Source organism: Bradyrhizobium sp. USDA 3262, assembly GCF_054060035.1.
This window is the reverse complement of sequence record NZ_JBSSCT010000001.1, coordinates 5,254,267-5,273,450: the sequence shown is the minus strand read 5'-3', so window position 1 is coordinate 5,273,450 and position 19,184 is coordinate 5,254,267. Positions and strand designations below refer to the sequence as shown.

General features: G+C 60.9%; 21 protein-coding genes, 1 tRNA gene and 3 pseudogenes. 15 read left to right on the top strand and 10 right to left on the bottom strand.

Going from position 1 to position 19,184, the window contains the following annotated elements:
• The first annotated feature begins 17 nt into the window (after positions 1-17).
• The 8 genes from ACVWYP_RS24245 (at position 18) to ACVWYP_RS24210 (ending at position 6,864) form a co-directional block, all read left to right on the top strand.
• Complete coding sequence (locus tag ACVWYP_RS24245; protein ID WP_369525577.1) at positions 18-221, top strand: cold-shock protein; 204 nt, start codon at positions 18-20, stop codon at positions 219-221.
• A gap of 479 nt (positions 222-700) precedes the next feature.
• Positions 701-1,387 carry a hypothetical protein gene (locus ACVWYP_RS24240; protein WP_304500150.1) on the top strand — a complete coding sequence of 229 codons (687 nt, stop codon included), beginning with the start codon at positions 701-703 and terminating at the stop codon, positions 1,385-1,387.
• A gap of 1 nt (position 1,388) precedes the next feature.
• Positions 1,389-2,531, top strand: a complete 1,143-nt coding sequence (locus ACVWYP_RS24235; RefSeq protein WP_304500149.1) for a hypothetical protein — start codon at positions 1,389-1,391, stop codon at positions 2,529-2,531.
• Positions 2,532-3,122: 591 nt separating this feature from the next.
• On the top strand, positions 3,123-3,473 hold the full coding sequence (locus ACVWYP_RS24230) for a phage terminase small subunit P27 family (protein ID WP_304500148.1): 351 nt from the start codon (positions 3,123-3,125) through the stop codon (positions 3,471-3,473).
• On the top strand, positions 3,427-5,244 hold the full coding sequence (locus ACVWYP_RS24225) for a terminase large subunit (RefSeq protein WP_304500147.1): 1,818 nt from the start codon (positions 3,427-3,429) through the stop codon (positions 5,242-5,244). The genes ACVWYP_RS24230 and ACVWYP_RS24225 overlap by 47 nt, the downstream gene beginning before the upstream one ends.
• A gap of 11 nt (positions 5,245-5,255) precedes the next feature.
• Positions 5,256-5,654 (top strand): hypothetical protein, encoded by a 399-nt coding sequence (locus tag ACVWYP_RS24220; protein ID WP_304500146.1) that lies wholly within the window; start codon positions 5,256-5,258, stop codon positions 5,652-5,654.
• 165 nt (positions 5,655-5,819) lie between these two features.
• Entirely contained in the window at positions 5,820-6,461 is a 642-nt protein-coding gene (locus ACVWYP_RS24215; RefSeq protein ID WP_304500145.1) for a DUF433 domain-containing protein, read from the top strand.
• A gap of 52 nt (positions 6,462-6,513) precedes the next feature.
• Positions 6,514-6,864, top strand: a complete 351-nt coding sequence (locus tag ACVWYP_RS24210) for a hypothetical protein (RefSeq protein ID WP_304500144.1) — start codon at positions 6,514-6,516, stop codon at positions 6,862-6,864.
• Between the two features lie 88 nt (positions 6,865-6,952).
• Here ACVWYP_RS24210 and ACVWYP_RS24205 read toward each other — a convergent pair whose 3' ends face one another.
• Entirely contained in the window at positions 6,953-7,087 is a 135-nt protein-coding gene (locus ACVWYP_RS24205; RefSeq protein ID WP_304500143.1) for a hypothetical protein, read from the bottom strand.
• Positions 7,088-7,583: 496 nt separating this feature from the next.
• Positions 7,584-8,018, bottom strand: a complete 435-nt coding sequence (locus ACVWYP_RS24200; protein ID WP_304500142.1) for a hypothetical protein — start codon at positions 8,016-8,018, stop codon at positions 7,584-7,586.
• A gap of 535 nt (positions 8,019-8,553) precedes the next feature.
• Here ACVWYP_RS24200 and ACVWYP_RS24195 point away from each other — a divergent pair.
• Positions 8,554-8,796, top strand: a complete 243-nt coding sequence (locus ACVWYP_RS24195) for a hypothetical protein (protein ID WP_304500141.1) — start codon at positions 8,554-8,556, stop codon at positions 8,794-8,796.
• Positions 8,797-9,108: 312 nt separating this feature from the next.
• Here ACVWYP_RS24195 and ACVWYP_RS24190 read toward each other — a convergent pair whose 3' ends face one another.
• The 5 genes from ACVWYP_RS24190 to ACVWYP_RS24170 form a co-directional block, all read right to left on the bottom strand.
• Positions 9,109-9,567 (bottom strand): helix-turn-helix domain-containing protein, encoded by a 459-nt coding sequence (locus ACVWYP_RS24190; RefSeq protein WP_304500140.1) that lies wholly within the window; start codon positions 9,565-9,567, stop codon positions 9,109-9,111.
• A 69-nt stretch (positions 9,568-9,636) separates the two neighbouring features.
• The gene (locus tag ACVWYP_RS24185; protein ID WP_304500139.1) at positions 9,637-9,897 is read right to left on the bottom strand and encodes a hypothetical protein; all 261 of its coding nucleotides are present in this window, start codon (positions 9,895-9,897) and stop codon (positions 9,637-9,639) included.
• Positions 9,898-10,161: 264 nt separating this feature from the next.
• Positions 10,162-10,236 (bottom strand) — tRNA-Glu (locus tag ACVWYP_RS24180).
• A 158-nt stretch (positions 10,237-10,394) separates the two neighbouring features.
• The gene (locus tag ACVWYP_RS24175) at positions 10,395-10,544 is read right to left on the bottom strand and encodes a hypothetical protein (RefSeq protein WP_016844593.1); all 150 of its coding nucleotides are present in this window, start codon (positions 10,542-10,544) and stop codon (positions 10,395-10,397) included.
• Positions 10,545-10,628: 84 nt separating this feature from the next.
• Entirely contained in the window at positions 10,629-10,973 is a 345-nt protein-coding gene (locus ACVWYP_RS24170; RefSeq protein ID WP_304500138.1) for a hypothetical protein, read from the bottom strand.
• A 178-nt stretch (positions 10,974-11,151) separates the two neighbouring features.
• Here ACVWYP_RS24170 and ACVWYP_RS24165 point away from each other — a divergent pair, with 178 nt between their 5' ends.
• Positions 11,152-12,384, top strand: a complete 1,233-nt coding sequence (locus ACVWYP_RS24165; RefSeq protein ID WP_456684141.1) for a hydantoinase/carbamoylase family amidase — start codon at positions 11,152-11,154, stop codon at positions 12,382-12,384.
• Between the two features lie 7 nt (positions 12,385-12,391).
• Here ACVWYP_RS24165 and ACVWYP_RS24160 read toward each other — a convergent pair whose 3' ends face one another.
• A complete protein-coding gene (locus ACVWYP_RS24160) occupies positions 12,392-13,297 on the bottom strand; it encodes a sulfite exporter TauE/SafE family protein (RefSeq protein ID WP_304500136.1) in 906 nt (301 codons plus the stop codon).
• 354 nt (positions 13,298-13,651) lie between these two features.
• Here ACVWYP_RS24160 and ACVWYP_RS24155 point away from each other — a divergent pair, with 354 nt between their 5' ends.
• The 5 genes and pseudogenes from ACVWYP_RS24155 (at position 13,652) to ACVWYP_RS24135 (ending at position 18,612) form a co-directional block, all read left to right on the top strand.
• Entirely contained in the window at positions 13,652-14,689 is a 1,038-nt protein-coding gene (locus ACVWYP_RS24155; RefSeq protein WP_304500135.1) for a PrsW family glutamic-type intramembrane protease, read from the top strand.
• A gap of 78 nt (positions 14,690-14,767) precedes the next feature.
• Positions 14,768-15,337: pseudogene (locus ACVWYP_RS24150) on the top strand (acyltransferase family protein); the annotation flags it as partial.
• A gap of 181 nt (positions 15,338-15,518) precedes the next feature.
• Complete coding sequence (locus ACVWYP_RS24145) at positions 15,519-16,628, top strand: acyltransferase family protein (protein WP_304500133.1); 1,110 nt, start codon at positions 15,519-15,521, stop codon at positions 16,626-16,628.
• Positions 16,629-16,716: 88 nt separating this feature from the next.
• Positions 16,717-17,290: pseudogene (locus tag ACVWYP_RS24140) on the top strand (HdeD family acid-resistance protein).
• Between the two features lie 236 nt (positions 17,291-17,526).
• Positions 17,527-18,612, top strand: coding sequence for a 3-deoxy-7-phosphoheptulonate synthase (locus tag ACVWYP_RS24135; RefSeq protein WP_304500132.1), 1,086 nt, complete (start codon positions 17,527-17,529; stop codon positions 18,610-18,612).
• Between the two features lie 66 nt (positions 18,613-18,678).
• Here ACVWYP_RS24135 and ACVWYP_RS24130 read toward each other — a convergent pair.
• Both ACVWYP_RS24130 and ACVWYP_RS24125 read right to left on the bottom strand, forming a co-directional pair.
• Positions 18,679-18,925, bottom strand: a pseudogene (locus tag ACVWYP_RS24130) (hypothetical protein).
• A 43-nt stretch (positions 18,926-18,968) separates the two neighbouring features.
• Positions 18,969-19,181 (bottom strand): hypothetical protein, encoded by a 213-nt coding sequence (locus ACVWYP_RS24125; protein WP_304500131.1) that lies wholly within the window; start codon positions 19,179-19,181, stop codon positions 18,969-18,971.
• Positions 19,182-19,184 lie beyond the last annotated feature (3 nt).

Below are 19,184 nucleotides of genomic sequence, written 5' to 3'. Positions count from 1 at the left end.
TAGGACCGCAACACACTATGCATACCGGACGAATCAAAATGTGGGACATCGATCGCGGATTCGGTTTCATCCGACGCGATGACGGCGGCCCGGATACGTTTGCGCACATCAAGCATCTTGCCGGAGTATTTCGGCCTGAATCCGGGCAAGCGGTGGCGTTCGAATTGGTGATCGACGAGCGCAACGGCCGCGAGCGCGCGGATGCGATCAGGCTTACGTAATGGCAGACGTCAACGATCTGGTGGCCGCGGATGTACCGGCACCGACAAAGGAGACTGAGCGCGGCGAATTGCCATGCTCAGTCTCGTCGCTGGCGACAGCCGCTCAGCACACGGTTCTGACGATAGTAGGCAGATGGAATTTTGTAGGTTTGAAGTCATTCACTAGGAGAGATCTAGCAAATGCCTACTCTCGATAACTGCATCAATTCAATCTACGAACCGGGAAACATCGGGTCGAGCAGTGGTCAGCCGCCGACAACTATTCGGGTCGGGACGATCTACACGCCCGGTAACTATGATCCGGATGCGGTCACGTACTCCCACGACTTCGCAAAATTCTACAATAGCTTTGTTCATCACCACAGGGTTCGATAATGAGCGGCGCAGCAACCACGAAGCCATATAAAGACGGAAACGCTGGCTCCTTCAGCGGCCGAGAATGGGACGAGAGCGGGACTGGGACCGGGCCGTTCTCTGCAATGCCCGTGCTGAGCGACGGAGCTGGTGGGACACTTGCAAAGGCGGAGGACGCGCCAGCGGCGTCCGGCGATCCTGGTCTGGTTATTTTGGGCGTCCGGCGCGACACCGCAGCGTCGAGCTCGGGGACGGACGGTGATTATTCAACGTTCAATTTCGACTCGAGCGGGAAGCTTTGGGTTCATGCTGATGCGACCGTAACCGGCGGAATCGGCGGCGATACCGCCAACGATGCTGTTGATAGCGGCAACCCCGTCAAGGTTGGATCGAAGGCGATAGCCGGGCTGTCCACCGCAACGCTTGTGTCGGCCGCCGATCGCGTTGAGAATTATGCTGGGCTTGATGGAGCCCAGATCACTCGCCCGCATTGTGGGCTAGAAGACATCGTCAGCGGAAACGCGGCCGATACTTCAGGTAATTCGACGTCATGCATATCGGCGCAGGGATCGGGCATCAAAACCTATCTGACGTCGGTCATCCTTTGCAACACGTCAGCGACTGCGATCACGGTCGATATCAAGGATGGATCGACTGTGAAGGTCTCGCTCCCGGTCCCGGCCGGAGGAGGGTGCATTTTCAATCCTCCGGTGCCTATCCCAGGCTCCGCCAACACGGCCTGGAATTTCGATGGATCAGCCGCGGCAACAAGCGTGACCTGTTCGATGGTTGGCTTTAAGTCAAAGGTCTGAGATGGCTCTTCAATCGCTTCCCGGCGCTAGGAATTTGCTTGGCCCTCTGCCGTATCTTGTGCCGTCGTCTGGTTTCAATGCCAACTTTATGACGGGCAATGGGAATGAAACTTACATCATCGGGCGGATGCGGACGTCGGACGGCAATTCGCATACGATCGATACCACGGGTTCGTCAGCGATCGGCTGGCGCAATATCGGCGTGGTATTCTCTAGCGGCACGACGGTCCTCAATGTCGGTCTTGCCGCGGTCGATACGACGAACGGCTCTCCGGGTCGCCCGGTAAACAGTGCCGGCGCGACGACGTTCGACGTTAAATGTGCTCACACGACGGCGACCACTACGCCGGGTAATAACGCTTGGGTCACGAGCGTTCCGACGACCGGGTCGAAGACGATCGCAGACGGCGATCTTGTCGCATTTGCAGTGCAGTACTCGGCGCTGGGCGGATCGGACTTCTGCCAGGTCGCGTATGGTCGCGCTGCGAGCAATAACAGCGTGCTATTCCCGTTTGTGGGCACGTACCAAGGTTCGTTTTCCGGTGTTCAGGGTAGCGTCCCTGGGATCATCGTCGTATTCAACGACGGTGCAATCGGCTATTTCGATGCCAGTGACGTCGTGTCGGTCTACAACAACCAGAACTGGAACAACACGTCCGGCACCAAAGAGTACGGGCAGCTGTATCAAATGCCGTTCCCGATGAAGGTGTGCGGCATGTACGCCTATATGTCAGGCAGCGGCGACCTGAACTTCAACGTGTATAGCGATCCGCTCGGAACGCCTGTCGCCCAGGTATCTCATGCCTACACGAACAAGATTTCGGTGACGACCGGCAACCCGGCGTGGGCCTTTGATTACTTCCCGACGCCGTATCAAGTCGCGGCGAACCAGCCGATCGGGGCGGTCATCCAACCGAGCACGTCCACGAACGTGCAGCTGTATTACAAGACCATCGCCAACGCCGCGCATCGCGCGTCTGATCTATGGGGGACCAGCGGCTATGGGATCAGTCGAGCGTCCGGCGCGTTCGCAAACACGAACTCGAGTCTCGACCACTACTATGTCGGGTTGCTCGTCAGCGCATTTGACGACGCGACCGGCGGAGGTGGCGGCGGTTCGGGCGGCTATGTGATCGGCTCCTGAGGTAAGGGTGGGACGTACGACAATGAGTACATCAAGCCAGAACTTGTCTGATCGGCGAAGCTGGCAGCGCCTATATTGGACATCTCGATGGCGAGCCATCCGTGCGGCACAATTGAGTGTCGAACCGTGGTGTCGCTTCTGCACCCAAGCCGGCGAGCGTGTGCGAGCCACGGTTTGCGATCACGTCGAGAGGCACAACGGGGATCCCGTCAAGTTCTGGGCTGGTCCGTTCCAAAGTCTATGCGAGCCTCACCACAACGCCTCGAAGCAACGTGCGGAACGACGTGGATATAGCGGTGCTGTTGACGAGTCGGGTTGGCCGACGGACCAGCGGCACCCCGCGAACAGCGGTCGAGTGGCCCCACCAGCTAGCCCCCCACCGGGGGTGGGAAGCAAAACTCAAGCGATGGACCCCGGCATCGCACGGGGACATTTCCATACAACGTCGCGTTTCTGAAAGGACTTTTGTTCGTGAAAGGGAGAAGACCAACGCCGACACACCTAAAACTGGTGAAGGGCAATCCTGGTAAGCGTCCGCTGAACTCGAAGGAGCCGAAATCCATGCGGTCTCGTCCGTCGGCGCCCCTGCACTTGAGCGACAAGGCCCGCGAGACCTGGGGATACGTTACCGGTCTACTTGATCGCATGGGTGTGCTGACGGAGGCCGATGGCGTCGCGTTGGAAATGTTGTGCGAGGCCTATGCTGACTTTTTGGCCGCGCGAGCGGAGCTCAAGAATGTCGGCAGCGAATATTACGAGACGTCGACCGCCAGCGGCGACACCATGTACCGAGTGCACCCCGCTGTCGCACAGCGAAACGACGCTGACCGGCGCATCCGGTCTTGGTTGGCGGAGTTCGGGATGACCCCTAGCGCGCGCGCGCGAGTAAAAACAGATGGCACAGAAGACGAAGACCCCGCGGGCGCCTACTTTGCGTCCTGACCCAGCAACGGCATATGCGTTGGCTGTCGGCGCCGGAAAGATCGTCGCCGGCCCCCACGTTCGCGCGGCCTGCAAGCGGCATCTGCAGGACCTCGAGACGGCAGAAGTGCGCGGTCTGGTGTGGGATACTGCCGCCGTCAAGCGCGTGGTCGGGTATTTCCGCGATGTACTAACCGTGGAGATCGAGGACACCGCGGACTACGGCGCTGTGACCAGTCGCGCCGTGCCGTTCGTTCTCCAGCCCTGGCAAGCGTTTATTGTCGGCTCCCTGTTCGGTTGGAAGCGGTCAGACGGGCTCCGGCGGTTCCGGCGTGCCTATATCGAGGCTGGCAAGGGGTCTGGAAAGTCGCCGCTCGCTGCCGGCGTCGGCCACTATATGCTGACGGCATTGGGCAAGCTGCGCGCAGAGGTCTACTCAGCGGCCACCGACAAGGATCAGGCCGCGATTTTGTTCCGTGATGCTGTCGCGATGTGGCAGCGCTCGCCGCAACTACATAAGCGGCTGCTTCCATCCGGCGTCAACCCCGTGTGGCAACTGACCGATACCGCCCGATCTTCATTTTACAAGCCGATAAGCAGTGACAAGCGTGGCAAAAGCGGGATCCGCCCCTTCTGTGCATTGGTGGACGAGATCCATGAACATCCCAACAATGAAGTTATTGAGATGCTGCGCGCCGGCACCAAAGGCAATAGGGACGCGCTGATCTTCGAGATCACTAACTCAGGCTTCGACCGCAAGTCTGTGTGTTTTAGCGAGCACGAATACTCAATCCGCGTGGCGCACGGCGAAGCAGAAAACGACGCGTGGTTTTCGTATGTCTGCGCGCTGGATGAGGGCGATGACCCGTTCGAAGATGAAGCATGCTGGCCGAAGGCAAACCCCACTCTCGGTGTCACCATCCAGCCGCAGTTCATTCGCGAACAGGTTAACGAAGCGAAGGGTATGCCCAGCAAAGAGGCAATGGTCCGACGTCTTCATTTTTGCGAGTGGACGGATAGTGTCACCGCTGCCTTCTCCCGTGCTGCCCTCGAGGTGGTCTTCGGCGAGGTAGACGCGGATGCACTGACCGAGCGGGGATACCCCTGTTTTGGTGGCCTCGATCTTTCCAGAGCAAACGACCTTACCGCGTTCACGCTGACATGGTTGCTCGATAAGACCGTCGATAAATGGCGGTTTGCATCGCGAACTTGGTTTTGGACCCCTAAGGATACTCTGCATGAGCGCGCCAAAGCTGATCGGGCGCCGTACGCACTTTGGGTCGATAAGGGATTCATGGAAGCGGTGCCTGGCCGGCGCATTGGCTACGGGTGGGTCGCGGATGCACTCGGCACAATTTGCGCCAAGTATCAGCCGGTTTCTATTGGCTGCGACCAGTACGGGCTCGAAAATCTAAGAGAGCAAATGACCGAGCGCGGGCTTTCGCTTCCGTGCGTTGTGCATCCGCAAGGATTTCAGAAGCGCATTATCTCCGAGACAAAGGGGAAAGCCGAGACTGGCGCTGAAGAGATCTATCTTTGGATGCCGGACAGCATCAACAAACTGGAAGCCGCGATTATTGAGGAGCGGATCGTTATCGAGAAGAACCCGGCCCAAACAATGTGTCTGGCCGGGGTGATTTATGAATCGAACCGAACCGGACACCGCATGTTCGCGAAGGACAAGGCGACAAATCGCATCGACGGAGCTGTCAGCCTTGCAATGTCGATAGGCATCGCGACATGCAGCGGTGGCGAGAGGCGGCCTAAGAAATACCAATTGATTTTTGTGTAGGAGAGATATCGATGAAGACCTTTTGGCTATCCGCGAATCTGGAGGGCGCGTCACTCCAGACTTTGGTCAAATCCGATTTGATCGATGATCTAGTCTCGAATTGGCACGAGGCGGCGGAGAAGGTGAGCGAGAAGAACTGTGATCCGGATCTCAGTGGCGTTACGAAGGACTTCATCATCTCAGCGCTAAAGAAGGGAGCGCACCACACAGAACCGGACGTTGGAAATCTAGTGGCGCAGGCGCTTCTCTGGTTCGCCGTCAAAGGAGAGCTTGGCGAACGGATATTGCCCTTCATGCGAGAGGGCGGACCGAACACGAAGGTCCACACCGAAATCACCCCTCTCCACGGCGACCTCTATAATTTTCGAACGACTGTGGACCAGAAAACCGCCGCCGCGATGCAAGCCTGATCCGCCTCTATTTCGCGATCAGCTTGCGCTCGGCGACCCCCCGTCCTCGCTGAAAGAATTTCGCTGAGCCGCCCAAAACTTAAGGTTTCTGAAAGAGATAATCGGGCTTCACTCATGGTTGAAATAACCCCTTTTTCTAGAGTAAAGCGAACGCTAGAATATCCTATGCCTCGCCCCGACTCAAATGTGGTGGTCTCGGCCTTTACAGAAGACCAAGTCGTGCGCCTGACTGGCATTAGCATCAGTCAGTTGCGCTACTGGGATCGTACTGACTTTTTTCGGCCGAGCCTTGCGTACGAAGACCGTCGTGCTGCTCATAGCCGAATTTACTCGTTCCGCGATATAGTGTGCCTCAAGGTTGTTAATTCAATCCGCAATGAGTCGAGCGTGCCGCTTCCGCGGCTTCGCGCCGCGAAAGAGAAGCTACGTCACCTTGGCGATGATCTGTGGGCGAAAACTACGCTGTACGTTCTGAATCGGCGAATAGTGTTTTTCAATCCGGAGACTGATCGCAAAGAGGATGTAGAGACCGGACAAGCCATTCTAGAGATCCCTCTGAAGGTCGTGTCAGGCGATATGGAATCGGCCGTGCGCGCGCTGAGTCGCAGACCCAAGACCGAAATTGGTCGGATTGATCGTCATCGTAACGTGATGAGTAATCAGGAAGTTATTGCAGGAACGCGCATACCCGTGCGCAGTGTGAAGGCGTTCGCGGACGCCGGATATTCAGTAGATGCCATCCAGAAGGAATATCCAACTCTCACCGAACAGGACATTAGAGCGGCAATCAAGCACGCCGCGGCTTGAGCCTGATCGGCCTGTCCTCCGCGTCTTTTTCGACGCGGGCGTTCCCGATTCGGTGGGTGATATGCTTAGAGGCCGCGGACATTTCGTTATTTTGTACCGCGAAGCGTTGCCAGAACGCATCGACGATGACGTCGTTTGCTCTACGGCGCTCGCCAATGACGCGATCTTGCTCGCCATTGATCCGGACATGAAGCGCTTCCCCAAGCGCTACGGCATAAGCCACGGCAGTACCAGGTACGCTAAACTGAGCTTAATCTGGGTTGGCTGCAACGAGGTGCTTGCGGCGAAGAGGATTGAGCAAGCCATGAGCCTAATCGAGCACGAATGGAAGAAGAGCGACGAAAAGGCATCCCGGCGGCTTTGGATCGAAATCGGCCCCCACAGCATAAAAACCAATAGATAAGAGATCCGGATGTTACCGCCGGATGAGCGGGCCAACGACCGCCACGGGCGCCCATGCAGGATAGATCCCCCCTCCCACGGCGCTCAGCTCATCGCTCGGGCGCGGGCCAATAGGCATTCACTGTCTGAAGTCCAGCGCGCTTGAAGTAGTCGTAGAAATTGCCGGATCCAATCACGGCGTCGATCAACGCCCAGATCGTGTACTGGCGCTCCGGAATGTCCATGGTGCCGTACCGCGGAACGGGCAGGCCTGCCCGCGCGCCATCCACCAAAACTCGCAACTCGCGGAGAACGGGGACATTATTATATCGAAAATCGACCCAGCTTGAGCTCGCGTTCCGATCGGCAAATTTAGTCGCCCAGTCCTCTTGGAAATTTTCGAGGTGAGTCAGGGCCTACCGCGATCGAGATCCGCAGATCGGTTCGCAAGACAAGAAGCGAGTGATGCTCATCGACAGTGACCCATGGGACCGGGTGCCCGCCACCACTGACCTGTTGAATGTCTTGCGCGAAGGTCGGACGACTTATGCTCGTCCATTCGCCCGGCTCGCTAGTTTCTATCTTCGACAGCAACTCTTCGAGTGTCATCCGCGGCAAACTCCTTTGGGTTGGTTCTCGGTTTACTATACCGGCAAGGCGGGCAGCGGGAAGCCGCAAGTGACGATGGTAAAACGGCGAAACCGGTTCACCGCGTTTTGCTCTAGCCCGGATTCATCCGAGTTACAGCGGCGAATAGCCTGTCTGACGCCTCGTCGTGCGACGCCTTTTTTGCGCTAAGCTCGCGCTCCTCGAGATTTGTGCATACGCCATCTGCCGCGGCTTCATGCGCCATCGACACGAAGTCGCCGTGCGCTTTAGCCGCGTGAGCTGCCAGCTTGTGGAAATTTTATCGGCTGACTCGTGATCCTGGTCGCGGAACACGACCTCGGCGCCGCGCCTTCGAGCCCATCCCTTTAGGATTGCGTCGCCGGCAGCCTCGTCCAGCTCCATCGCGCGGTAAAGCGTGATGTGCCGTTCGTCGTCATCCTCGTTTCCCCAGCGGCTGAGCTGGGACGTATCGACGCCGGTAAGGTCCGATACCGCGTGTTGTCCGCCGGCCCTCTGTATTGCGTGCTTAACGAGCCGCTTGGCTTCCTTCTTAAAATGGTCGCTCATGGCAATTTCCGCCTATGCAATTGACGTGAAACCAGGCCGTCCAAATGATTCCATCCTCGGCATTGAAAGGGGTAACTTCAATGACCGAGATTCAAATGATCCTCGCGCTCCAGGCTCTCTCAAATCTGCTGATCGCATTCGTTATCTGGCGCACGGGCCGGAATCCTAACGCAACCTAGAGGCGCGCGGAAGGGGGCGTGCGCCGCATCATGGGTTAACGGGGACGGCGGGGACCGGAAACGCCAATGTTACCGGCGGGTTGAAGTCAAACCCGCCGGACAATGCACCCATCACCCTTGCTGAAGTCGGCATCGACAAAAATCTCGCCGATCGCGCCCGGAAATACGCGGCAATGCCCAGTATTCGGCCGGCGTCGCCTTGTCCTGGTAGAGCATTGGATAGTTGATCTTCTCGCTATAGATTGGGTCGGAGCTGACATTGAAGCGCTAGCTCTCGTGGGATTGCGGGCGGCTTCAGCGAGCGCTGTAAATAAGCCTCCCCGTCGAAAAGACTTATGTAACTGCCGCTCTTGCGCATGAAGAAGGACTATCCCACCAAGATCACGTTCGGTGAAATGCGCCGGACCGGCGCAACGAGCATCATTGTTTTCTGCAAGGACTACAGGTGCTCGCACAACGTCCAAATGGACGCCTCGCGGTGGCCTGACGAGGTGCGCATTTCCGATGTTGAGCCGCGGTTCGTCTGCACGGTTTGCGGCAAGCGAGGCTCGAACATCCGTTCGGTAGACGCGCCGGCCAGGATGGGTACGCGCGGCTGACAGGGGGACGCTGCCCTAGTTTGGCCGAAATGGCCCGCATGCTGGTGCGCGCCATTCAAGGGGCTAATCCATTGTGTGGTAAGCCTTGGTGGTGTCGTCCGGCAACGTCGTCGCCAAGGCTCTCGCGCCCTGGGCGTGTGGATGGCGTCGTCCTTAAAACCAGCGAGTCTAACGCGGTTGGTCCGGATGCGTCGTGCTCCGTAACAAAACCCTTGATGACTTCCGTTTCGCCGTCGGGCCATAGAATATCGATCCTCCAGCCGGTGCCGGGATTTTTGCAAGCCATGAACCGGGGGAGCTTGAACGGCCTTTCTATGGCGTGCCGAAGGTCGCGGCCGAACGATACCGCGAGCTCTTTGCCGGTAGAATCGCAACCCTGCCGGTGCTGCACTTCGCAAGGTGATTGCGAACGCCGCTGGTGTCGCCGTCTAACAGCCAATCAAGAGAGACATCATACTCCCTTGCGAAGCCCAAAAACCAATTCCCTCGTTGCGGCCTACCAGCTTCGTATCCGCGATAGGTTCGCAGCGAAACGCCGAAGCCCGCCGCTGCCCGTTCTTCGGAAATATCCAGTGCGAGGCGCGTCACTCGCAGCCGGCGTCCGGCAGCTATCCAGTCAAAGGGATAAAGTGCCTTTTCCCTAGCCTTGGTGGCGACGGTCGCGGCAATGCGTTTGGCAATGTGCGCAGCGGATTGTTTCCGTCCAGCGAGGGGGTGGCTCTTCGAGAGTTCTCGCGGTTCTGCTCGCCTGAAGTCTATAACGTCGCTCATGGCGCTAATTCCCTGTGTCGTTGAAATGATGAAATTTGCGTACCGGGGCCGAGAGCGCCGCCCCCAATTTCAATTTGCTACTCCGAGCGATAGCTGGGCAAACTCCGGTCGCTCCGAATTCTCCCCGTTTAGAGCTTCAAACGCCGCTTGCGTACAGTTCTGCGACGCGTGGATCAGGAGATCGGCCCGCATCACGCAACTGAAAAGCCATTGCATCTGGCCACCTCGCATGACGCCGTAAACGACGCGGACGTTTGGCCCGTCGGCCTCCGTCACGACCTTGGTGGCGTAGAATTCCGGAAGTCCGTAGGTGTCAGGAAAATCAGTCATAGGTGCCCCTCTCCCGTGCGTTGAAAGCGCCTGGGCGGGCAGCCGGTCGGAGTCGTGGTATGGATTGAGTCGGTCATCGGCGGCCCGCGTACGGCTGTTGGTGACAAGTCGCGGTCGGATGTTGGTAGCATCCGGCCGCGGCGGTCTAGGTTGCGGCCGTTGGAACACGCCGTCAAGGGCGAGGCTGGGTTCTGATTCCACGCACGGATATTAGACACTCATTGGACGCGGATCTGAGCGCGACCAGTAAGTTATTGATTATATTGGCGCTCCCTAGCGGAATCGAACCGCTCTCTCCACCGTGAAAGGGTGGCGTCCTAACCGATAGACGAAGGGAGCAAAACTCCCGGCAAATCAATACGTTAGACGTGAGATGCGCCGGACTGGCCACAGCCCTCAAGCCGCGACGGGCGAACGTATAGTGGCGATTGGCCGGGCGGGCAAGCGTTCAGAGCGCTTTTCCCGGATTGCAGGTCACGCTGCAGGTCACCTGGAGATCACCTGCAGGACAATCCGGCCTCGATCGAGGTCCAGAAGCCGCAATGCGTCGGCACATGCGCATGCGCCCGCGAACCGCCGACGTGAATCAGGATTGCGGCGGCAAGCGCGACGACGACGACGGGAACAATGAATCTTCGGATCGACATGCGCCTGCGCATCGACCGACATCGTGGCCTAACTAAGGCCCGCGAGCCGGCGGGACGTCCGACAACAGCGCTCAGCGCCAGCCGCTAGTGATTGCTGGCGACGTCCTGACGATTATTCGGCTGCGACGCCACGGGCGTCCGCTTGATGCAGGTGCTGCAGATCACGAGCTTGCGCGCCAGCCGTTCGTCGGCGTCCGCTTCCGACAGTTGCGCGCCGGATGTGTCCGCTACTGCGGGCGACGCGTTGCGCGCATGGCGCCGCGGCTGCGGGAGATTGGGGTCCTGTCCGGCACCGTCCCAGGCCAGCGGACCTGTGCCCGGCGGCGGCGTGGTCATGCTGTATTGCTGCGAAACCTGAGCGCAGGCGCCGAGCGCGATCGGAAAAAACAGCACAGCGGCCTTGCGAGCCCAGTTCCGGAATGCAGACATGATCACACTCTCACGCTATTCGTACTGCGACCTAAGAGCAGAACCGCTAAGAAATCGTTTGCCCTGATTGTTCCGTCGCACCCAACCACGACGGCATCAAGACGGGATTGAGGCGCCAAGGAGCAAATCGAGGCGCAAATCAAGACGCGAAATCAAGACGGCAATCCGGAGTCCAATCATGCCAGGCATCAACGGTCGCTTCGACGGCAAGCGCGTGCTCGCCGATCTGAACGCGCTGCGCGCGATCGGCGCCTACAAGACCGGCGTGCACAAGCCGACATTCTCCGAACCGCATCTGCGCTCGCTCGACTGGCTCGCGGCGCGTTTGCCCGACGCCAGTCTCACCGCAACGATCGACGGCATCGGCAATGTGCTCGGCTCCAGCGCAAAGGCTGGACCAAAGCTGCTCGCCGGCTCGCATCTGGAGAGCCAGAACCATGCGGGCTGGCTCGATGGGCCGCTCGGAGTGATCTACGCGCTGGAGGCGGCGCGCGTCATCAATACGGATCCGGACGCAAACGGCGCGGTCGAGGTCGCCGCGTGGTGCGACGAGGAAGGACATTTCGGCAGTTTCCTCGGCAGCCGGTCGTTTGTCGGCGCGGTGACCGAAGCCGACATCGATGCAGCCCGCGACCGCTCCAGCGATCGCACCATGCGCGATGCATTGCGCGACGCAGGCTTCGCCGGCCGCCCGCGCCTCAACGCCGAGGCCGGCCGCCACATCGACTATCTCGAAGCGCATATCGAGCAAGGCGACACGCTGGAAAGCAGCGGGCTCAAGATCGGTGTCGTCACTTCGATCGTCGGCATCTGGCAGTATCGCATCACGTTCACCGGCGAGCAGAACCATGCCGGCACCACGCGGATGGCGGTGCGCAGGGACGCCGGCCTGGCGCTGGCGCGGTTCTGCGTCGCGGTCGACGACAGCTTCCCTGCCCTGTCGGGACCGCGCACGGTGTGGACCACCGGCCGCATCACGCTGGACCCGGGCGCGCCGAGCATCATTCCAGGCGGCGCCGAGATGCTGTTCCAGATCCGCGACGACAATCCCGAGGTGATCGACCGCCTCGAACAACAGCTGCATCGCCTGGCGGCCGAGGCCACCGCTCAAGGCCGCTGCGGCGTGAAGGTTGAGCGCATCCGCACCGGGGTGCCCGCGATGATGACGCCCGCATTTCAGGATGCGATCGAAGCCGCGAGCGCAGCCTGCGCCGGCGGCAAATCGATCCGCATGCCGAGCGGCGCCGGCCATGACGCCCAGGTCCTCGCCACCATCATGCCGGCGGCGATGCTGTTCGTGCCGTCGATCGGCGGCATCAGCCATCACTGGAGCGAGAACACCGACGACGCCGACATCGTCACGGGTGCCGAGGTGTTTGTTGATACCTGCCGGCGCCTGCTCGCAGGTTAGAGCACCTTCAGGTCGGACCGCTCCGGTTGCCCGACTTCAGCGAAGCCAACGCGTGCGAGCTCTGCACGGTGCTTCTCCTCGCGGTGAAGAAGACGTACAGCAAGCAGATGTCGATCAGGATCGTGCCGGCCATGACGCTGTAGGCCCACGGGCTTTCCATCAGCTTCACTTCGATCAACACGCGCGACAGGCCGAATCCCACGACCCACGCATCAAAGCTCATGCAGATCCGGCGAAACGTCTCGGCGTCCAGCCGCCGGATCAGCCAGGCACCGAGCGGTATGCCGAGGACAACGCAGGGAACGAGCACGAACAAGAGGCTCCGGCTCTCGTCGATGAACAGACCGAGCTTGTAGTACGCGATTGCAGTCAGGCTGGACTCCGTCACCCGAACCAGTGCGAGACCGGCCCGAAACTCATCTTTGACGAGGCCCTGATTGTTGAAAAGGATCGCCAGCGGCGGGCCCGAAATGGTCGTGACCGAGTACAAGACCCCGAGCATCGTTCCAAAAGGCAAACCGACCAGCCATTTCGACTGGATCGGCCTCCGCCAACCGGCCGCCTGCAGCAGAATGAGCGGCAGAATGATCGAGTAGGTGGCGAACTTGGTCCAGCCGGGCTGAAGCGACGTCAGCGCAAAGGCTCCGACCGCGATGCCGGGCAGCATACCGATGAGAATAGGCAGCACGCGCCGCCACACGGCCGGAACACCGCTCAGGTTGATACACAGAACATACAGATTGACGAAGACTTCGACGAGGACCACCGCGGGATTGAGGACGCGGTTGGTGTAGAAGACGAGTGCGACCGGCACCGTGAGCGAGGAAAACCCGTAACCAAGCGCGCCATTCACAAACGCCGCAAACAGCGCGATCACGGCAAGAACGATCACAGCAGAATCAATCGAAAGCATCTCTGGCTTTTACCGGATCAGTCGCCTTGCCCACGGCATTATAGCCCAACGAAGGGAACGCGGTGCCGAAAGCTGATTGGACCCACAGGTCGCGATCCCATCCATCGTCGGGGTACCAAAGCTCCTGCGCCTGGAAACGCCATGGGCCTGCCTCCCGTCAGGAACCTGTCCGGGAGCCGCCCTCCCCCTTGAGCTGATCAAGGCCCGCCACGGCACCTTTCCAATCCGCTTTCGTAAGGCACCGTGGCATATTGGTCACGAGAACGGCATCAGACCGATTTGCAATCCGCTGAACTTGCTGCCATTTCTTCGGCACGCATCGCTTTGGTGCCATCAAAGGGGCCCGTCCGGCTCATGTTGTTGCTTGAGTCGCTTCCAACCGTCATCGGCGCCGCCGCCATTGCCCCCGCATTGCTGGTGTTGTGGCTCGTCATCGCCGCCGACGAGCGCCCCGGACCGCCGGTGCAGGTGTGGCTCGCCTTCGTGCTCGGCGCGGCCAGCATCTCGCTGCTCGGCCTGGCGCGAATTCCGTTCAATGCGCTGCTCGCCATTCCCGACAATCCCTGGGCGACGCAGGCGGTGCGTGCAGTCTTCGGGGTCGCGGCACCGGAGGAGATCGTCAAGGTTCTCGTCATCGTCGTCATTTCGACGCGGCGCCGCGCCTTCGCCGATCCGATGGATACGGTGGTCTATGGCGCGGCCGCCGGACTTGGATTTGCCGCCTATGAGAACCTCGCCTATCTGGTCCAGCACAAGGACATGTGGCGCGCGCTCGCGGCGTTGCGCAGCGTGCTCACGGTGCCGTTCCACGGCGCGCTCGGTATCATCGCCGGCGCCTATCTTGCGATCGCGCGCTCCGGCGGCGCGCTCGGCGCCTACCGGGGTCACCGCGACTGGGCGCGCATGACGAACTGGGCGCTGGTGCTGGTCGCGCCGGTCGCGCTGCATGCGGCGTTCGATTTTCCGCTGCTGGCGCTCCAGCGCATCCCCGATCTCGGCTCGACCACGCGGCTGCTGCTCGGCTCGGCCAGCGTGCTGATCGGCTTCTCCTCGATCGGCTTTGCAATCCGCCTGGTGCGACGCCTCGGCAAGCATCATGCGCCGCGCACCGACGTTGCGCGCGAGCGGCTCAGCCAGCTGCGGCGGATGTGGGCGCTGCTGCTGATCGGCGGCGGCGCCGGTTTTGCCGGCGTCTCCTTCCTGCTCACCTCGCTGCATCATTGGTACGTCAATCCCGAGCGCAATGCGTCGTTCATCCTGGTCCCGATCGGCTTCACCTCGATCCTGATCGGACTGGCGCTGCTGATCGCGACCACCGCGGTCTACTTCCTCGGCCGCAACCGGATGCGGACCGCCTCGGAGGGCTTTCCGTCCGCACCCGGTCAAAGCTAGCGCCCCGGCCGGCACCGCTCCCCTTGCAAAACAACCTCGGCAGGTTCAGGGAGAGACACAGACAGGCGCGAGAGGACGATGGGGCACAACTACAAGAATTATCGGCCGGATATCGACGGCCTGCGGGCCGTTGCCGTCTCGTTGGTCGTGCTCGGCCACGCGTTCCCGCAATATGTTCCCGGGGGTTTTGTCGGGGTCGATATCTTCTTCGTCATTTCCGGCTACCTGATCACCGGGATCATCTATGGCGACATTCAGAACGGGAGCTTCAGCCTTGCGACGTTCTATGCGCGTCGCATTCGCAGGATTTTTCCCGCCCTGATCGTCGTCTTGATCGCCGCCTTCGTCGCCGGATGGCAACTTCTGATGCCGAGCGAGTTGGTGGCCCTTGGAAAGGAGATTGCGGCAGGCGCGGGTTTCTCGGCAAACCTGCTGTTCTATTCGGAGGGTGGCTATTTCGATGCGGCCGCGCAAACGAAGCCGCTGCTCCATCTCTGGTCGCTCGGCATCGAGGAACAGTTCTATCTTGTCTGGCCTTTGCTGCTGTGGGCGCTGATGCGATGGCGGATCGCCGCCGCCGCTCCCCTTGCCCTGATCTTCATCGCATCGCTTGTCGCAAATATCCTGGTCGTTCGAACCAACCCTGAAGCCGCATTCTACCAGCCGTTCACGCGGGCGTGGGAGCTCGCAGCCGGAGCATTGGTGGCCGTCTGCCTTGCCCAACGGATTCTCCGCGGCGCGCGATCTTCTCGGATGGTCCGCGCTCGCAGTGATCGCGGCGGTAACCGCGTTCTATTCGCCCTCCATGACCTACCCCGGGATCGCGGCGGTGGCGCCGGTCGCCGCAGCAGCTGCCCTCATCATGTCAGGTCGCAATCGATTTCTCTCGAACCGTACTGCGGTCGCGATCGGGCTGATCAGCTATCCGCTCTACCTCTGGCATTGGCCGATCCTGGTTTTTGCGGCGAGCTTCAAGGGTCGTCCCCTGACTTTGGCCGAGAACGGGCTGGCCGTTGGGGCCAGCTTCATTCTGGCCTGGGCAACCTATCGCTACGTCGAGCGCCCAATCAGGTTCGGGCAGTGGCGGGTGGCGCCGGTCCTTGCGGCATCGATGGTGGCCGTTGCATCGGTAGGAGCGTTGGCGATCGTCGACGGCTTTGCCTTTCGGCTTCCGGCGATCGTTCGCGAAGCCGGCGCCATGACCGTATCCAGGGACTTCCTGAGATACGGCGAATGCCATATCTCCGCTTCCGCCGATCCCTCGTTTGATCCGAGTTGCGTCGACGCCAGCAAGCGCCCGCTTGTTTTCGTATGGGGCGATTCGACCGCCGGCATGCTTGCCGCCGGGCTGCGGCAAGTCCAGGGCGATCAATTCGGATTAGCCCAGTTCACCGTCAATTCCTGCCCGCCGCTCTTCACCGCGCAGGCCGAGACCATTCCGTTTTGTGTTCAAACCAACCGCCACATCGTTGCTGCGGTTACCCGTTCGCACCCCGATGTCGTGCTCCTGCACCTGGTGTGGAGCAGCGAACCCGCCGCCGACGATCTCCGCCCGACGATTGCCGCCCTCAGACAGGCCGGCGCCGTTCGTGTCATCCTGGTCGGCCCTGTCCCGGTCTGGACCGACACGGTACCCCATCTGACGGTGCAATATTTCCTGCGCCATCACGCATTGATCCCGGAACGCAGCCACGACGTGCGATTGACCAAGCAGACTGACGACAGGGTTGGGCAGATCGCCACCGATCTCGGGATCGAATATCTGTCGCCCTATGACGAGCTGTGCAACGCGGACGGATGTCTGACGAGGGTCGGGACCAGCGCAAACGACCTGGTATCGGCCGACTTCCTGCATCTGTCGCCGCGCGCCTCGCGATATCTGGCGGCCAGGCTTGTGCCAAGGATTCTGGCTGTCGAAAACCGCCATGCGGAACGATGAGCGCACAGCTATTGCTGCCGCAACTGACGGGCTGACCATTTGTAACGGGTTAGGATAGACTGCACAGGCGCAGATCCGGAGAGCCGCGATGACCCTGTCCAACGACCTCGACAAGCTGCGCTCGGAAATGCAGGCCGCGGTGAAGGCGCACTGGAAGGCGTTCCTGTTCGAAGGCATCCTGCGTCGTGATCCTCGGCATCGCCGCGATGATCGTGCCGACATTCGCGAGCCTCGCCGTCACCATCTTCCTCGGCTGGATGTTCCTGATCTCAGGCATCGGCGGGCTGATCGTGACGTTCTGGGCACGCAACATGCCGGGCTTCTGGTGGTCGCTGATTTCGGCCGCGCTCGCTGTGCTTGCCGGCATGGTGCTGCTCGCCCGTCCAATGCAGGGCGTGCTGACGCTGACCATCGTGGTCGGCGCCTATTTCGTCGCCGAGGGCGTCGCCACCGTCATGTACGCGCTGGAGCACCGCCGCGAATTGTCGGGACGCTGGTCGTGGCTGCTGATCGCCGGCCTGATGGACATCGTGATCGCCTTCTTCATCATCGCCGGCTTGCCGGAATCCGCAGGATGGGCGATCGGCCTCCTCGTCGGCCTCAATCTGATGTTCGGCGGTGCGACCCTGATCGGCATGGCGTTGGCGGCGCGCAACACCTGACGCCGAACCGCGGGGGGCTTGCTTTTGGGGGGTGACAGCCCTAAATCCCTGCGCTATAGAGCCGCCCCATGATCACATCCGCCACCAGCTATTTTTGGTACTTTAGCTACGACAGCTCGCTGGCGGCAGAAGGATCGCGCTCAATCTGAAGAATTGCAGCAAACGTCCAAAACAAGCCGCCAGACCTGGCGGCTTTTTTGTGTGCCGGCAGGTCCCGAACTCCAAAGGAGCCAGCCGTGTTGAGTACGACAGACGATCTTCGCATCAAGGAATTGAAAGAGCTCAGTACGCCCGAAGAGGTGATGCGGGAGGTTCCGCGCACCCTGACGGCGACCCGGGTGGTGATGGGCGCCCGCAACGCCGTCCACGCGATCCTGAACGGCACCGATGACCGCCTGCTGGTCGTCGTCGGCCCCTGCTCCATCCACGATCCCGCGGCGGCCGTCGACTACGCCGAGCGCCTCGCCAGCCTGCGCGAACAGCTCGCCGACCGCCTCGAGATCGTGATGCGGGTCTATTTCGAGAAGCCCCGCACCACCGTCGGCTGGAAGGGGCTGATCAACGATCCCGATCTCGACGGCAGCTTCGACATCAACAAGGGCCTGCGGCTCGCCCGCAACGTGCTGTCGGCAGTGAACAATCTCGGCCTGCCGGCCGGCACCGAATTCCTCGACATGACGACGCCGCAGTACATCGCCGATCTGGTCTCCTGGGCCGCGATCGGCGCGCGCACCACCGAGAGCCAGATCCATCGCGAGCTGGCTTCCGGGCTGTCCTGTCCGGTCGGCTTCAAGAACAGCACCGACGGCGGCGTGCGGATCGCGGCGGACGCGGTGAAGTCGGCCTCGCACCCGCATCATTTCATGGCGGTCACCAAGGGCGGCCGTTCGGCGATCGCCGCCACCAGCGGCAACGAAGACTGCCACGTCATCCTGCGTGGCGGCCGGGCGCCGAACTATGATGCCGCGAGCGTCGATGCTGCCGCCGCCGAGCTCGGCCGCGCCGGTGTCGCAGCGCGGCTGATGATCGACACCAGCCACGCCAACAGCAGCAAGAAGCCGGAGAACCAGCCGGCAGTTGCCGCCGACATCGCGCGCCAGGTCGCAGGCGGCGAACAGCGCATCATCGGCGTGATGATCGAGAGCAATCTTGTTGCGGGACGCCAGGACGTCGTGCCGGGCAAGGCGCTGACCTACGGCCAGAGCATCACGGATGGCTGCATCGACCTCGGGACGACGGCTGACGTGCTGAAGCAGTTGGCCGATGCCGTCGACGCAAGGCGCAGCGTGCGGCGTGGTGGCCTGCAGGAGCGTTCGGCCTGACACGGCCGGACGGATTGAGCGTTGCCGGCGGGGCGTACATCGCGCTCCGCCGGTCTCTTCCGTGGCTTAGCAGCCGCGGCAGATGCTCTTGATCTTCTTGTCGAGCGCCGCGTCTTCCTTGTTGGCCTGACTGTTCGGATCGCTGATGTTCTTCTCGTTGCCAACGTCGCCGCGGCGCGGCTGACGATGTCCGATCGGCGGCCTCCGGGACCGTCCCGCCCTTCTGCATGGAGGACGATCCGCCCTGCTGCTGCGCCCATGCCTGGGACGTGCCAAGCTGGGGCGCTCCGGCCGCAACCATCATCAGAGCCATCAACAAAACTGTCTTCCGCATCTCGCGTCTCCGCTTCTCAACCCTATCGCGCCCGTTCCGGGAACTCGACGGTAGCACAGTTGCGTCGCCCCTGCGCTGCGCAATCCTGTACCTTCCGTATATCGGCCATCGTGCCAAGGAGCCAGATTCCCGCGGCGACCAGCACCACAAAGAAGCCGAACATCACAGCATTTTCGATGCTGCGGTTGCCTTCGTCCTCGGGCGGCTCCTGCCGTCCGTCCCTGGCCCCGCTCATCGC